We start from the raw sequence: 13,817 nt of genomic DNA, 5'->3' as shown, positions 1-13,817 counted from the left end.
CGATGGACATCCCTGCGCGGCCGAGTCGATGCCGTGTATTCCCTGGTGAGAAAGGCTCTTCGGGGTACCGTCCAGGGAGGAGGCGGCGACATGGCGACACTGGACATCGACCGAATACCCGTGGTGGTGCGCAACGCGGACAACGCGGTGCTGCACAGCAGACCGTTCCGCGAGGTGGTGGGGCAGCTGCTCGAAGGAGAAGGTCTGGGTGCTGTCCGGGTACGACCCGCCGATCATCGCGCACGCCCCGTCGCTGGAGATCGAGGTGCCGCGCGAGGTGATCCTGCGCGAGTACGTGTACCGCCCGTACGTGGAGCAGGACCGCACCACCCGCGACAAGATCCTGCGCCGCGACCGGCACCTGTGCGCCTACTGCGGCGAGCGCGCCGACACCTGGGATCACGTGATGCCGCAGTCCCGCGGTGGCGGCAACACCTGGTTCAACTGCGTCGCCGCCTGCGGTCCCTGCAACTGGGACAAGGGCGACCGGACCCCGGAGGAGGCGCGCATGCGCCTGCTGTGGGAGCCCTACCGTCCGATCTGGGCCTGAGCCCCTTCGACGCGGTCCGTCACTTCGTTCCGGACCGGCTCAGGGAGCGGAGATCTCCGTCATCTCCTTCTGCACCGGCTCGGGGAGCGGGGAACTCCGTCATCTCGTTCCGGACCGGCTCGGGGAGCGGGGCGCCGGTCCGCCGGCTGAGCCGAGCGGCGGAACGAAGTGACGACGGTCGTGTCGAAGCCTCCCGCTCTCGGGATCGTCGGCTAGGTCAACCCGTCGGTGATCCGCCGGGTGTTCACCCTCATCATCCCCAGGTAGGTGCCGGCCTCGGTGCCCGGTGCGTCGAGCGACTCCGAGTACAGCGGCACGATCTCGACGTCGCGCCCGGTCTCCTTCGCGAGGGCGGCCGCGAGCTTGTCCGGGTGCGAGGTGTCGACGAAGACCGCCGGGACGTCGTACTTCTCGATGGCGCCGGTGAGCGAGGCGAGGTCGGAGCTGCTCGGCGAGGCGAGGGTGGTGCCGCCCGGGATGATCGCGCCGATCACCTCGAAACCGAACCGCTGGGCCAGGTAGCCGAACACGTGATGGTTGGTCACCAGTTTCCGGCGCGGGGTCGGGATCGTGCCGAACCGGGCGGTCATCTCGGTGGCGAGCTCGGCGAGCTTCCCCCGGTACGCCTCGGAGCTCGCGGTCAGCGCCGCCGCATCGATGCCGGTCACGTTCTCCGCGAGGACCGGGGTGAGCGCGGTGACCACCTTCGCCATGCGGTCGGGGTCGGTCCAGAAGTGCGGGTCCCGGGTGCCCGCGGAATCGCCGGACGAGTACTCGATCGGGTCGGCGTGCGCGCCCGCCTCGAACACCGTGACGCCGGATTTCTCCGCGGCCTCGATGTGCTGGGCGATGCCCTCCTCCAGGCCGAGTCCGCTGTAGACGACGAGGTCGGCGGTGCGCATCTGATTCGCTTCGCGCGCGGAGATCCCGAAGGAGTGCGGGTCGGCGTTCGGTTTCATCAGGACCGTCACCGCGGCCTGGTCGCCGATCAACTCGGTCACGATGTCGCCGAGGACGTTGGTGGTCACCACGATCCGCGGGCGACCGTCGGCGGCGTCGCCGCAGGCGGTGAGGCCCAGGGCGGCCAGGACCGCCACCAGGACGGCGGCGAGCAGGGCGAGGGGGCGGCGGCTCATCGTCCCACCTCGACCAGGAGGTCCGGGGCGGCCTTCGCGGTGAGCGTGCGGGCCACGCGCACGGCGTCGGCGTAGTCGATCTCGGTGATCTTCTTCTCGCCGGGCGAGTTCACGTACGCGCGGGCGGTGTCGGCGACGAGTGCGGTGCCGGCGCGGGGGATCGCGGTGTCGGCGATCGGTGCGCCCGCCGGGGCGCGCAGCGATCGGAGGGCGCCGTCGGCGCCCAGGACCAGCACGACGTCGTCGCGCCCGGTGTCGAACGCGGCGCGGACCTCGCCGGGGGCGGGCATCCAGGTGAGGGTGCGCGCGGAGGAGTCGACCAGCCAGGCGCCGCCCTGCGCGGGTGCGGCGGCGGCGTTGCTGCGCGGGCGGTAGCCGAATCCGGCGGCGCGCGGGTGGCCGGGGGCGTAGGGGAGGAGCTGTCCGGTCACCGTCTCGCCGTCGAGGGCGAAGAGGAGCACGCCGTCGGCGCAGCTGATCGCGACCTTGTTCTTGAGCAGCGCCGAGCCGCCCGGTTCACGGCAGGTCTCGCGGGCGCCCTGCGCCGCGCCCCGGGCGTCGGTGTACTCGATGTTCCCGTCTCGGGCCAGCAGGAGGCCGTCGGAGAACGGGACGGCGAAACCGGCGGCGTCGTTCGTCTGCAGGGTGCCGACTTCGGAGATCGTGCCGTTCTCGAGCATCTTGCGGTCGAGGATCCGGACGTCGCCGTCGTCGGTGCCGAGGGCGACGAAGCCGCGTTGCGCGGCGACCGAGGTGAGCTTCCCGCCGAGCTTCACCGAGCCGAGGTTCTTCGGTTCGGCCTGGTAGAAGTGCTTGTGGTCGCCGTGGTCGACGGTCCAGCAGCCGGCGTCGACGATCTCGACGCCGGTGCCGCCGTCGGAGACGTAGACGAAGCGGTCGTCCTCGTAGAGGCGGGCCGCGCCGAGCGAGAGCGGGAACTCGCGGGTCTTCTCCGAGACCGGGTCGAGCAGATACAGGGTGCGGCCCTTCGCCGGGGCGTAGGCCAGCGCGGGCAGCGGTTCGGCCTGCTCCTGGGCGCCCTCGACGTAGCCGTGCGGGGCGGTCTCGGCGTCGTCGTTCCCGCCGGTATCGGAACCGCAGCCGGTCAGGGCGAGGAGGGCGGCGGCGGACAGGGCCGCCAGGGTTCTAGTGCGCGAACGCATCGGGGACCTCTTTCGGGGACGGGTCGGCGGGCGAACGGCGCAGACTGCCGAGCGCCGACCGGAGGATCAGGGCGAGGAAGAAGAAGCCGACGGCGACGACGGCGATGGTCGCGCCCGCCGCGGTGGAGGCGTGCCAGGAGACCAGCAGACCGATCACGGTGGCCACGACGCCGAGGACGAAGGCGGTCGCCATCGCGACGGGGACGCGCCGGACGAAGAGCATGGCGGTGGCCGACGGCGCCACCAGCATGCCGAAGGCCAGCAGCGTGCCGACCACGCTGAACGCGCCGGCCATGGTGACGGCCAGGAGCACCACCATCACCAGGTCGGCGGTCTTCGGGTGCAGGCCGAGGGTGTGCGCCTTGCGCTCGTCGAAGGTCACCGCGAGGAACGCGCGATAACAGACCAGGGTCACCGCCGCGACGATCACGCCGAGGACCGCGAGCCGGACCAGGTCGGCGTCGTCGACGGCGAGGACGTCGCCGAACAGGAACGCGGTGAGGTCGGTGGCGAACGACGCCGAGTACGACACGACGATCACGCCGATCGCGAGCAGTCCGACGAAGAGCAGTCCGATCGAGGTGTCGCGGCCGAAGTCGCGGCTGGTGCGCATGGCCTCCAGGCCGAGCACCAGCACGATCGAGCTGAGCGCCGCGCCGATCACCAGGTCGATCCCGAGGAGCGCGGCGATCGCGACGCCGGGGAGCATCGCGTGGCTCATGGCCTCGCCGAGGAAGGCCATGCCGCGTGCGATCACCCACACGCCGACCAGCGCGGTGACCGCCGACAGCAGGATGCCGCCGACCAGCGCCCGCGACACGAAGCCGACGGTGAGCGGTTCGAAGAGGAGACTCAACACGCTGTTAGGATAATGGTTGTCATTAGCAATAACTGAGAGGGGTGCCGGCTCCGTGAACGGCTACGCGGTCCGAGGACTGGAGTTCGGTTACACCGGCGAGAAGATCTTCGACGGCTACGACGTCGACCTCCCCGCCGGCGCGATCACCGCGCTGATCGGCGCGAACGGCTCCGGGAAGAGCACCCTGATCAGCCTGCTGATCGGGCTGCTCACCCCGTCCGGCGGGGGAGTGGAGCCGCGTCCGGTGCGCCCGGCGCTGCTGGCCCAGCGCACCGAGCACATCGACGGGCTGCCGCTCACCGTGGACGACTGCGTCAGGATGGGGCGCTTCGGCTCGGTGCCGTTCTGGCGGCCGCTGCCGCGGTCGGACAAGGCCCTGATCGGCGAGACGATCGACCGCGTCGGCATGAGCGCGCACCGCGGCCGACGGCTCCGCGACCTGTCCGGCGGACAGCGTCAACGGGTGATGATCGCCCAGACCATGGTCCAGGACGCCGACCTCTACCTGCTCGACGAACCGTCCACCGCGCTCGACGTCGCCGGCCGCGAGATGCTCTTCGAACTGCTGCGGGAGAAGGCCGCCGGCGGCGCGGCGGTCGTGATCGCCACGCACGACGCCGAGGAGGTGGCCGCCGCCGACCGGGTCGTGGACCTGGGCGGCGGCGCGGAGACCCTCCGGGCCGCACGCCCGGCGCGCTCGACGTCGTAGCGGGCGCGGTGTCGTAGCCGGGCTGTGTGACGAGCGCGATCACACGGCGTCCGGGGCGACCCCCTCGATCAGGTCCGCGAGGGCCCGCCCCAGGGCTTCGACCTGGGCGACGACCGCACGGCCGGTCCGATCGATCCGGTGGGTGACCCGGTCGGCGGTGACGGCGGCGATGAGATCGGTGGGCTGGAGTACGGCGACGAGGGGACCGAGCGAAGGGCGCGGTCGTGCTCTCGGGCGTGAGGCTCACACCGATCCGTCTCGGAGGCGTGACCAGGAGGCCGTCGTCAGTCCGCCGCATGCGGCCTGACCTCGGCGACACTCTCCGGAAGATCGCTGCTGACGCCCTGGTCCGGCGATACCTCACGCCCCGCGCGGATTGCGGGACATGAGGCAGATGGTCCTGTTCGAGAAACCCTCACGTAGACTCACCTCACGCGGGCCGTCGACCCCTACGAGCACGGCCCGCGATGGACTGAACCCGGTCGCACGGGCGGAACCCGCAACTTCCGCCACGACTTCCGTCGGTCCCCGCTCTCGTGGGACTGGCGGAAGTTCGTGTCGCTGCAGGTCGGGGTATCGGCTAGTGAGGGTGAAAAACGCGATCAGGCATGATTTGTAACACACTGGTGGGTATTGCGGCCGTTGAGGCTACTGAAGCAGGGGACACGATGAAGAAGCTGCTCGGTGTGGGCGTCATGGCTGCAATGATCGCGCTGGTCTTGGCTGGCTGCTCCTCAACCGAGGACGGCACGGCGCATTCGTTTGAGAGCGCGGCGCGAACCGATACTCCGAGTCTTTCGTCCTCGACATCGAGATGTTTCGTGGCGATGTAATTACGATCCACTCTGACGATTACCTTGGACTTCACAAAATGTTCAACGGAGGCGTTGGAATTCATGAATTCAGACGTACATGTTCCTTCAAATTGGTATCGGTGTAGCGTGCTGTCTAAGGATGAATGATGAGTGATATCGGCCCACCTTCAGCGGTATCGATACCTCGCTCTCGTTATTTCAGAACAGTGTTTCTTGATCGTCTGGTTTTGGCTGTTCGACTGGAAATCGCTTGGCTGGTTTCTTCACTTCTTTTCGGACATTGGCGCGGGTCTTCTTGGAGGGGAACTTTGCCCCGGGTCCGTAGCGAACTTTCGTGCCCCGGGTCTGCTCTGACGTTCGTGTCAGGATTTCTCGTCCCACAATGTTCTTGAGAATATCTCGAGCAGCATACACATCGACGTCAAATAGGCGTTGGACGGTACTATTGTTTATAGTACCGTACTCTTTTACGTGCTCTATGATTTTTGCGTCCGATGTCGTTAGATCTCGGCGATGGTAGCTCACGGCCGAACCGAGTGCTGCCAGTGAATGGCCTCGTAGTCGGTAGTTGGGATGAGTTCTCATGACAGTTCCAGGCGTGACTTCAAGGAGTTCAGCGTCTCCGTGGGCCAGTCGACGCAAGACCTGCTCGGATTGATTCAGGTCGCGCTGGATTACGGGAGACACGGTTTTCGCGTTTACAGTCTTTCGGGAGCAGAGGAGGAGCGTTATCAAGAGGGCATCTGTATCCGTTTGCTCCGAAGCGGGGAGTTCGGTAATGAACTTGACAAGTCTAACGTTCGGTGGGCCGCCGGTAAAGTTAACTATCGTTCGCGCCTGTTCGTCGCCTTCGACTCGGAGATTCGGTGTTGACTGTCCACTGCGAATTGTTTCCCGGTACATTCGGTCGACACCCTGTCCGAGTTCTTCGGCGAGCCCAAGCGTTGACATTGTCTTTGCTAGTAGCCGAAAGCGTGGCCGAGAACCGTGGGTCAGAATGTTATCCAGGGTTATTCCGGCAACGAGTGGTCCAGGGGATGAGATGGTCAACTGGGCAGGGGAGTGTTCGACCTGAACTGGCCGGCCCTCGCGAAGGTCGCCGTGGATGAGGGCGTTTACAAGGGCTTCGCGAACCGCAAGGGTTGGATAGTCTTCAATTTGAGACTGTTGGCCCTGCGCTGTTGTGACAGGTGTCGAGTCAACACGCGCACGGATAACCTCCATCGCTTTGAGGAATGCTGGCAGCATTGGCTGCGCCCATCTGGCGACGAAGTCGGCCTCGCCAGACGGTGTTCGACGGTGCTGATACACCAGGATGTCATTTGTTGTGTTCGCACTCTCGCAGAGGAGGATCTCGGCGGCTTTGGTCAACGTGCGGTCATTGTGAAGGAGTGAAAGTTCCTCTACTAGAGATTCGAGATCGAGCTTCGACAGGCGTTCCTGGGTAGTCTTACCGGAAGACTTCAGGAGTGAGTAGAGTGCAATTGCGGCGTCGGCGTCGATGGAGTCGATTCCACGGCCGCTTGAGGTGGCGCTCCAATCGCTTTCTGCACGTTCCTCAGCTAAGCGGGCGACATGTACTGGGCGCATGGGATGGCATTGGTCATTGATGCGTTGGTAGTAGACGCCTTTTGATGTGCTGTAGACCTCTAAGCCCTGAGGGACATCGATCACAATCAGTCGTTGTCCACATGCGGTGAGTTCTCTTACGTCGAGGGGTAGCGGAGGGTTTGTTAATCCGTAGAGACGCTTTCTCAGTTCCTCGGGATCAATGCTGGTACCGACGAATGCAGCTGGACCGTTTCCTGTGTCGCTCACACCTACGACGAGAGTGCCTCCGACTCCGTTCGCGAAGCATACGACGGCATCTGCTAAGTCGGAGTATGTTTCCTTCGCGGTTGACTTCTGGGTTTTGAACTCAAGTCGTTCGTGCTCGCAGGACTGCGCAGAAGCTCGTTGTCGCTCGATCAGCGAAAGTGCTTCGTGTACGTCCATCATGATGGCGCCCTCCTTGGAGTGGATTTTGCGTGTGTCTGGGAGGCTTGCGGTCACTGCCTGGCACAGCTCTGGCTCTGGAGAGGCGGTTTGAGACAGCTTTGGGGTGGGTGACAGTCTGTCACTCGCCCCAAAGCTGCGTCAATGCTCGTCCTTGCGAGGGCCTTCGTTTCGGGTCTGGGGGCGGCCATGCGGCCTTTGGGGCCACTTTGGGGCCAGTGACAGCCTGTCACTGGCCCCAAAGTTGGGAAGTCGCGTTCTGCCGCGGATGGCCGTAGTCTGGTTGCCGCCAGCTCTCCCCGGAGCTTCTTGAACAGGTACTTTGCTCCCGCTACTGGGGCCTGCCGTATTTCGCTACAGGGCTCAGAAGTAGTGGTCGACGGAGATGAGGATCTCCGGAGTCGTACCCGATGCCCAGCAGTCCGGAACCGATGTGCTGCGCTGGCGCTAAACGACCGGCTTGCCGCCGCGCGGACCGACCTTGATCGGCTTGGACCAGTTCGTGCCCGGAGGCATACAGCCCCAGTCGGACCAGATGCGGACCGTGCACGACCAACGGAGCCGCCGAGGATGACCCAGAGCGTGAGAGCGAGGACTAGAGCGGCCGCCGTGATCGGGGCTATGGAACGACGAAGTAGTGCACGACGGGGGTCTGGGGTCCGCCGGTGCCGTGCTGCAGGCCCAGGAGCCCGGAGCCGATGAACTGCTTGCGGGCCAGGGGTTGGCCGCCGCGTGGTCCGACGCGTAAGGGTTTGGACCAGTTGGTGCCTTGGGGCATCCAGCCCCAGTTCGACCAGACCCGCACTGAGCAGGAGCGGGTGAACTGGCCCGGGTAGTAGGTGGTTTCGACCCAGCCGCGTTTGCGGGGGTCGGTGCGGTCGACGACGCGGATCGTTCCGGCGCATCGGCCGGTGTTGACGTGTAGGACGTCGCCGTAGAGGCTCGCGTGCGGTGGTGTGGTGTAGCGGGCGTGTGCTTCACCGGCGCCCAGGGTGGTGGTCGCACCGAGCAGTGTGGTTGCAGTGGCGAGGACGGCGAGGAGAGGGGTGCGGGCGCGGTTCACGGTTGGCTTTCGGTTTTCGGGGAGGTCGGGGCGGGGCCGCTGCAGGCGGGTTCGAGTTTGCGGAGGAGGACTTCGGCGTGGGTGATGAAGGTCGTGTTGTCCCAGATGGGGGTGTCGGCGTTCTCGGTGAGCAGGGTGATGAGGCCTCGCGGGTTGACGACGGTGACGGGCCGGTTCGATGAGGTCGTGTATGTGATGCGGTCGGTTTCGGTGCCTCGGTTGTCGCAGACGCGGCCGGAGTGGATGACGATGATCGCGGCGGCAGTATCGGCTAGGAGGGGGACGGTGCCGGCGGCTTGGTCGATCTCCCACCACAGGGTGCCGCCGGGGTCGTCGCGATCGTTCTTCTTACTGGTCAGCGAGGTGAGTTTGTTGTTGCGGATCCCGTAGCGTCCGGACCAGTTCTTGGTGTCGATGACGAACAGGCCGTGTGGGGTGAGGACGATGTGGTCGAGGTTGGTTTTGCTGCCGGGGACGGCGACGTCGTGCAGGACGATCGCCGGGCCGGGGAGTGATTCGGCGAGCAGTCCGTGGGTGTCGAGTTCCCCGGCCGCCCCGAGCGCCCAGTTCTGGACGTCTTTCCCGAACGCGGCGACGGCGTCGGCGTCGAGGGGGGTGCGGGTGCCGTCACGGCATTGGTCGAGCAGCGTGGTCATCCGGGTGGCTTCGGCCATCAGTTCGTTGACCTTCTTGCGTGCTTCTTCCCGGCGGACCGCCGTGGCCTGGTGCGCGTGAGTCAGCTGGTTGATGTGCTGCTGGTAGCAGCCTTGCAGGTAGGCGACCTGCTGGTGGTAGGTGCGATGCGTGTTAGCGAATGCGCTTTTGCGGGACTGGTTGACCAGTGCCCAGACTCCGACGCCGAATAGGGAGGTCATCGTGGTGAAGATGCCTGACCAGATGACGGCGCGGACGGCGGTCTCGACGGGGTTCACCGTGCCGTTCCCGCCGAGGTAGACGTGAGTGATTCCCAGGAGCGGGCCGATGAGCACGAAGATGGTGATCCACCAGGCGCTCATCAGTGTCGGTGGGGTGTTCGACGGCGCCGGGGGCAGGACCGGCGGCGGGGGCAGGACGAGTTCTTCCTGCTTCAGGGGGAGGTGTTTGCCGGTGCGGCCGATCTCGATTTGTATCTCGGAGATCTTCTCCGTGGCCTTCTCGCGCCACATGCGTCGCGCGGACACGCCGCCGATACCGTAGATCAGCTGTTGACCGGTCGGGCCGCCCTTGATCGCGGGAACGTCTTTGAAACGCATCACGGTCGGCGGAGGCTCCTCTCTCACTGTTTGACGGCGTGGACAGCGATCTTCCGGGCCCGGTCGAGGGTCACTTCTGCACCACTTTCTGCGCGATGAAAGTCACCACGGCGAGGACGGCGATGATCGGGAAACCGACGAAGAGCGCGATCATCATTCCCTTGAAGCTGGTGAGCGCGACACCAGCAAAAACTAGGAAAACTACCAGGGTCAGCGCGGTTCCGGCGATGGTGATCTGCTTGGCGCGCTGCACCCCGGTCGAGGTGGGCTGGGTGGTGTTCTGCGGCTGCGTCATGGTGGGGGTTCCTCCCGGTGAAGATCGAATCGTTTTCCGCCGGTAGTTGACTCACACGCCGACTTAGGCGGTAGTTGTATCACATTTGATACTGCTCTGAGGTCGGCGCGTGCCCGATGTTGGGCGATGTGCCGACGCCTGATCCGGATACTTCCCAAGCTGAGCGAGATCGTCGACGCGCACACCGTCTTGCGTTCGGGGACATCCTGCGTTCGGCCCGCGCCGACGTCGGACTGAGTCAGGAGGGCCTCGCCGAGCTGGCCGAGGTCTCGCGGCCGACGATCGCCCGGATCGAGACTGGGACGCATAGTGTCAGCATCGACCGGCTCTGGGCGCTGGCCGCCGGGCTCGGAGTTCCGGCGCACATTCTCATCGCCCGCACGGAGGATCGTGCCGCCGAGCTGCGCGATCGGTTGTGGTATCCGCGCTGATTAGTCGGTCAGGGGCACGATCTTCGCTGCCGACTCCGTCGGTTGCAGGGCTGTCTGCACCCAGCTGCGGGCGTCGATCGCGGCGGTAAACGTCGGTCCGAGTGTCTTGCACAGCACGGCGAGTTCGGTGAATCGAATCTGTTTGTGGCCGCCGAGGATCTGGGAGAGCCGGTTCGGCGTCATCTGCGCGATCCGCGCGTAGTCGTCCTGCAGTTGATCGCATTCGGCGATCTGTTGACGAAGGAGGATCGCTAGCCGGTGCTGCACGACCGCAGCGGTCAGTGCCGGTGTGATCTGCCGACCGTCCCCGTCGCCGGTGCGGAACCGTGCGTTCGGGCTACGCCCGAACGCCGTTTGTGGGACGCACAGCTGTCGAGGTGTCGTCGTCACACTCGTCAGGCTAGTCGGAAGGAAATCTTCTTTCCTGATCTGGAGAAACTTCGAGTTGCTGAGTCCTGGTAGGGAGGAAGTTTCCCTGTTGGGAAGATCTGGTCACGAAGAGATTCCGGCGGGTGTGGTGATGATGACTGCGCACGACGCGTATCGGTCGCGGCCGGCGCCTCCTCCAGGGGGTGTCGGACGCGACGAAGGCCCTCCGCCTGGCAGGGCGGAGGGCCTTCAAGATCGGTCCCAGTTACCAGCTGGGGCCACCAACACACCCCGCTTCTCCAAAGCTAGGAAGTGCATTTGCAATGGTAGGGCCGCAAGGCCCGTGCACACCAGACTACCCGGTCAGCCTCGCTGCGCCGGTGATCGGTGCACGGCATCAATCAGTCGACAACGTCTCCGGCGTGACCGGAGGGCTGCCGGTAGGGCGGCCACAACGGTGTCCCGAGTCCGGCCTCGAGTTTGGCCAGGGTCGCGATATCGCAGTAGCGGCGTCCGGCGATCACGCGGCTGATCGTCGCGTGATCGACCCCGACCCGGACCGCGAGCGCCCGCAGGCTCACGGTCTGCTCGTCGAGGGCTCGCCGCAGGTTCTGTGCGAGGCGTCGGGCGGCGACCGCCGGAGCGGGGGCGTGGTCGACGAGGTCGCCGCCGGGCCAGTCGTCGGGGTCGACGGCGAACATTCTGGGTTCGGGCGGCAGATCACGAGCAGCCATGCCGCCACGCTATCTCTCGCTCACCCGTTCGATATTTCTGTCGTACCCCCACGACACAATGGTGCGTATGAGCACCGTTTTGAGGGTTGGGTGGGTCTGCGATGATCGCCTGGCAGATACCGCTGCGTCTGGTGTGGCCGGTCATGGGCGATGAGAGCCTGGCCGCGCTCGTCGACGTCGTCGCCGGGGCATGGCGCGAGAGCAGCATGTCCGAGCAGTCGATCGTGAAGTTCGTCGACCTCGCACGCCGATTCACGGCGTTTGCGCAGGCGAACGGGGTCGAGGAGGCTGCCGATGTCGACCCAGCGTTGTGCCGGGAGTTCATCGATGCTCCCGGGCGTAGCCGCTGCGGGCAGGTGGGCCCGCCCGCCGTCGCTACCCGGCACCAGCGTCGCGCGGTGTTGAGGATGTTGTTCCGGACGGCCAGGGCCGCCGGGATCGGGCTGACCGATCCGACCGGTGACCTCGATCTGCCGCTGCGCGGCCCGCGTGGCGCCGTCCGGCCACTCGATCCCGACGAGGTCGACAGCATCAGGTTCTTCGCCGACCGGGGCGCCGAGCATCGGCACGCCACCACGGTGGCGCTGCTGCTGGCCGGGGCGCGGACCGCCGAGATCGGCTGGCTCACGGTTGCTGATCTCGACCTCGACGCAGGCGCGGTGCGGGTGCACGGCTCGATGAAGTACGACCAACGCACCGTGACTCTGGAAGCCGCTGATCTGCCCGCGTTGCGGGCCCGTGTCGAGTATCTCGACGACCCGGACGCACTCCTGTGCGCCCCGATCGGCGGGGACGCCGCTCGCCGCCAGTCCCTGATCGGCATGACGGTCGGGAAGATCCTGCAGTCGGCCGGACTCGGCGACGACGAGACGGTCACCCCGACGTCGCTGACCGCGACCGCCGGGCATCGCGCCTTCACCAGGACCGGTCGGATCGAGGACGCCGCCCGGGGCACAGGCTGCCGCTCCCTCGACTCGGCCGCCACTCTGATCGGCTACCGCTGGCAGGAGGCGGCGTCGTGAAACACCCCGATCGCGGTCCGGCCCTGGAACTCGATCACGTCGAGGCCCTGGCCACCTCCGCCGAAGCGCACGAGCTCGCCGCCCTGATCCCGAGGAAGCCCGAAGACAGCCCGGGACCGGCGCGGAAGTACCACGAGGTGCTTCTCGTCTACTACCTCGACCTCGCCGGAAACATCGGCTCGCACCGTCGTGCCGCCCGTGTCCTCGGCAAACGCGCCCATTGGCGACGGCTACGCAAGGGCGCTCGCAAGTTCGGCATCGAACTGCCGAAGCGGCCGCCGACCCGCGACAACTGCGAGGACGCTCGCCGCCGACTAACCGAGGTCGCCGGGGACGACCCGAACACCGGAATCTGCGAGAAGATCCGCGCCCTATTCGCCAGCGGCGCAAGGAACATGGCCCACCGACACGGAGCACTCGACGACACCGGACGGGTGTCGATCACCGACCCTCCGCGCGGGAACACGCTCTTCGCCGACGGCAAGGTCATCACCTCCCTGTTCGGAGAGAAGGCCCGTGCCGCCCGCCGTGAACGTGGACAGCACGTCGACGGCGCCCTCCACGTCCAGGGCGGGGACTCCGGAACCAAAACCTATGGCATGAAGTACTGGCACGTCTCCGTGCGTCCCAACGACTTCGTGAACAGCCGAATCTTCTTGGACGTCCGGTACGTGCCCGACACCGGGTACGGCGGAGAGGCCGGAGTCGGCACCAATGCGCTCCTGGACCTTCGCCGGGCCGAGCCGGGTGCGACGACACTCTGCTACGACGGCGCCCTACGCGGCACGCACCTGCACAAACTCGCGACGGCCGGGTACCTCGTGGTCTCGCCGCCGCACGGCACGACCGCGAAATCTCGTCCACTCGAAGAGGTCGCCGACTGTACGTGCGGCCGCAAACACCGCTTGGTCACCGTCGACGGCTGCGTCGCCGTCCGCCGGATCAGCGACAGCGGTAAACCCCTCGACATCAGGGCGAAAGGGCGACTGGCCGCGATCCGCCGCACCACCGGGCACACCGACTGGTACACGACCATCGAACTGCCCTGCGGCAACACCCGCCGAGTGAAGATCAACGCCGAAGAACCGTCCGGGCAGTACCGGATCGAGCGCCTACGGCAAGCCGCCAAGGACGACAGAGATCCGAACGCGCTCTACGACCGAATCTACGGGCGCCGCGAGGACGCCGAATCGGCCAACAACATCATCGAACGCACCCTGCACGGCGGCCGCGCGATCTCCCACACCGCCGCCGGACAGTTCCTGGTCATGCTCGGTCACGCACTCGGGCGCAACGCCTACGCCGACCTGCTCTGGCGACGTGAACGACACGCCGACACCGGACCACCTCACGCGGCCTGAACCCGGCACACCCTCCCGGAAGGACCCCCGCAGACATCTCGTCTGGCGATACCTGCTGCCCT

At 66.2% G+C, this 13,817-nt stretch carries 15 protein-coding genes; 5 read left to right on the top strand and 10 right to left on the bottom strand.

From position 1 onward, the window contains the following. The first annotated feature begins 208 nt into the window (after window positions 1-208). Window positions 209-550 carry an HNH endonuclease gene (locus QM809_RS00730; RefSeq protein ID WP_415043937.1) on the top strand — a complete coding sequence of 114 codons (342 nt, stop codon included), beginning with the start codon at window positions 209-211 and terminating at the stop codon, window positions 548-550. A 212-nt stretch (window positions 551-762) separates the two neighbouring features. Here QM809_RS00730 and aztC read toward each other — a convergent pair whose 3' ends face one another. Genes aztC through aztB form a run of 3 tightly spaced genes read right to left on the bottom strand, consistent with a single transcriptional unit; the run spans window position 763 to window position 3,708 of the window. Next, entirely contained in the window at window positions 763-1,686 is a 924-nt protein-coding gene (aztC, locus tag QM809_RS00725; RefSeq protein ID WP_415043936.1) for a zinc ABC transporter substrate-binding protein AztC, read from the bottom strand. Next, window positions 1,683-2,849, bottom strand: coding sequence for a hypothetical protein (locus QM809_RS00720; protein ID WP_415043935.1), 1,167 nt, complete (start codon window positions 2,847-2,849; stop codon window positions 1,683-1,685). The genes aztC and QM809_RS00720 overlap by 4 nt, the downstream gene beginning before the upstream one ends. Further along, window positions 2,833-3,708, bottom strand: a complete 876-nt coding sequence (aztB, locus tag QM809_RS00715; protein ID WP_415043934.1) for a zinc ABC transporter permease AztB — start codon at window positions 3,706-3,708, stop codon at window positions 2,833-2,835. The genes QM809_RS00720 and aztB overlap by 17 nt, the downstream gene beginning before the upstream one ends. 52 nt (window positions 3,709-3,760) lie before the next feature. Here aztB and QM809_RS00710 point away from each other — a divergent pair, with 52 nt between their 5' ends. Next, window positions 3,761-4,417, top strand: a complete 657-nt coding sequence (locus tag QM809_RS00710) for a metal ABC transporter ATP-binding protein (protein WP_415043933.1) — start codon at window positions 3,761-3,763, stop codon at window positions 4,415-4,417. Between the two features lie 580 nt (window positions 4,418-4,997). Here QM809_RS00710 and QM809_RS00705 read toward each other — a convergent pair. From QM809_RS00705 to QM809_RS00685, 5 genes are all read right to left on the bottom strand, one after another. Next, window positions 4,998-5,315 (bottom strand): hypothetical protein, encoded by a 318-nt coding sequence (locus QM809_RS00705; RefSeq protein ID WP_415043932.1) that lies wholly within the window; start codon window positions 5,313-5,315, stop codon window positions 4,998-5,000. Window positions 5,316-5,430: 115 nt separating this feature from the next. After that, entirely contained in the window at window positions 5,431-7,230 is a 1,800-nt protein-coding gene (locus QM809_RS00700) for an RNA-binding domain-containing protein (RefSeq protein WP_415043931.1), read from the bottom strand. 616 nt (window positions 7,231-7,846) lie between these two features. Continuing rightward, a complete protein-coding gene (locus QM809_RS00695; RefSeq protein ID WP_415043930.1) occupies window positions 7,847-8,290 on the bottom strand; it encodes a hypothetical protein in 444 nt (147 codons plus the stop codon). Beyond that, window positions 8,287-9,543 (bottom strand): nuclease-related domain-containing protein, encoded by a 1,257-nt coding sequence (locus QM809_RS00690; RefSeq protein WP_415046976.1) that lies wholly within the window; start codon window positions 9,541-9,543, stop codon window positions 8,287-8,289. Before QM809_RS00690 ends, QM809_RS00695 begins: the two co-directional genes overlap by 4 nt. 70 nt (window positions 9,544-9,613) lie before the next feature. Continuing rightward, window positions 9,614-9,838, bottom strand: a complete 225-nt coding sequence (locus QM809_RS00685) for a hypothetical protein (protein WP_415043929.1) — start codon at window positions 9,836-9,838, stop codon at window positions 9,614-9,616. 128 nt (window positions 9,839-9,966) lie between these two features. Between QM809_RS00685 and QM809_RS00680 the strand changes: the two genes are divergently transcribed. Further along, window positions 9,967-10,269, top strand: coding sequence for a helix-turn-helix domain-containing protein (locus QM809_RS00680; protein ID WP_415043928.1), 303 nt, complete (start codon window positions 9,967-9,969; stop codon window positions 10,267-10,269). On the opposite strand, the gene QM809_RS00675 is transcribed toward QM809_RS00680, so the two are convergent. Together QM809_RS00675 and QM809_RS00670 are read right to left on the bottom strand one after the other, a co-directional pair. Beyond that, window positions 10,270-10,659 (bottom strand): hypothetical protein, encoded by a 390-nt coding sequence (locus QM809_RS00675; RefSeq protein ID WP_415043927.1) that lies wholly within the window; start codon window positions 10,657-10,659, stop codon window positions 10,270-10,272. Window positions 10,660-11,039: 380 nt separating this feature from the next. After that, entirely contained in the window at window positions 11,040-11,372 is a 333-nt protein-coding gene (locus QM809_RS00670; RefSeq protein ID WP_415043926.1) for a helix-turn-helix domain-containing protein, read from the bottom strand. Between the two features lie 101 nt (window positions 11,373-11,473). Between QM809_RS00670 and QM809_RS00665 the strand changes: the two genes are divergently transcribed. Together QM809_RS00665 and QM809_RS00660 are read left to right on the top strand one after the other, a co-directional pair. Next, window positions 11,474-12,394, top strand: a complete 921-nt coding sequence (locus tag QM809_RS00665; RefSeq protein WP_415043925.1) for a tyrosine-type recombinase/integrase — start codon at window positions 11,474-11,476, stop codon at window positions 12,392-12,394. After that, a complete protein-coding gene (locus tag QM809_RS00660) occupies window positions 12,391-13,755 on the top strand; it encodes a hypothetical protein (protein ID WP_415043924.1) in 1,365 nt (454 codons plus the stop codon). Before QM809_RS00665 ends, QM809_RS00660 begins: the two co-directional genes overlap by 4 nt. Window positions 13,756-13,817 lie beyond the last annotated feature (62 nt).

The organism is Gordonia sp. (in: high G+C Gram-positive bacteria) (assembly GCF_047600385.1).
Lineage (GTDB): Bacteria > Actinomycetota > Actinomycetes > Mycobacteriales > Mycobacteriaceae > Gordonia.
This window is presented reverse-complemented; position numbering and strand designations above follow the sequence as displayed.

Coding starts and splice junctions, on each gene's coding strand:
- aztC (WP_415043936.1), bottom strand. CDS start 1,686: ATGAGCCGCCGCCCCCTCGCCCTGCTCGCCGCCGTCCTGGTGGCGGTC.
- QM809_RS00720 (WP_415043935.1), bottom strand. CDS start 2,849: ATGCGTTCGCGCACTAGAACCCTGGCGGCCCTGTCCGCCGCCGCCCTC.
- QM809_RS00705 (WP_415043932.1), bottom strand. CDS start 5,315: ATGAATTCCAACGCCTCCGTTGAACATTTTGTGAAGTCCAAGGTAATC.
- QM809_RS00700 (WP_415043931.1), bottom strand. CDS start 7,230: ATGATGGACGTACACGAAGCACTTTCGCTGATCGAGCGACAACGAGCT.
- QM809_RS00690 (WP_415046976.1), bottom strand. CDS start 9,543: ATGCGTTTCAAAGACGTTCCCGCGATCAAGGGCGGCCCGACCGGTCAA.
- QM809_RS00685 (WP_415043929.1), bottom strand. CDS start 9,838: ATGACGCAGCCGCAGAACACCACCCAGCCCACCTCGACCGGGGTGCAG.
- QM809_RS00670 (WP_415043926.1), bottom strand. CDS start 11,372: ATGGCTGCTCGTGATCTGCCGCCCGAACCCAGAATGTTCGCCGTCGAC.
- QM809_RS00665 (WP_415043925.1), top strand. CDS start 11,474: ATGATCGCCTGGCAGATACCGCTGCGTCTGGTGTGGCCGGTCATGGGC.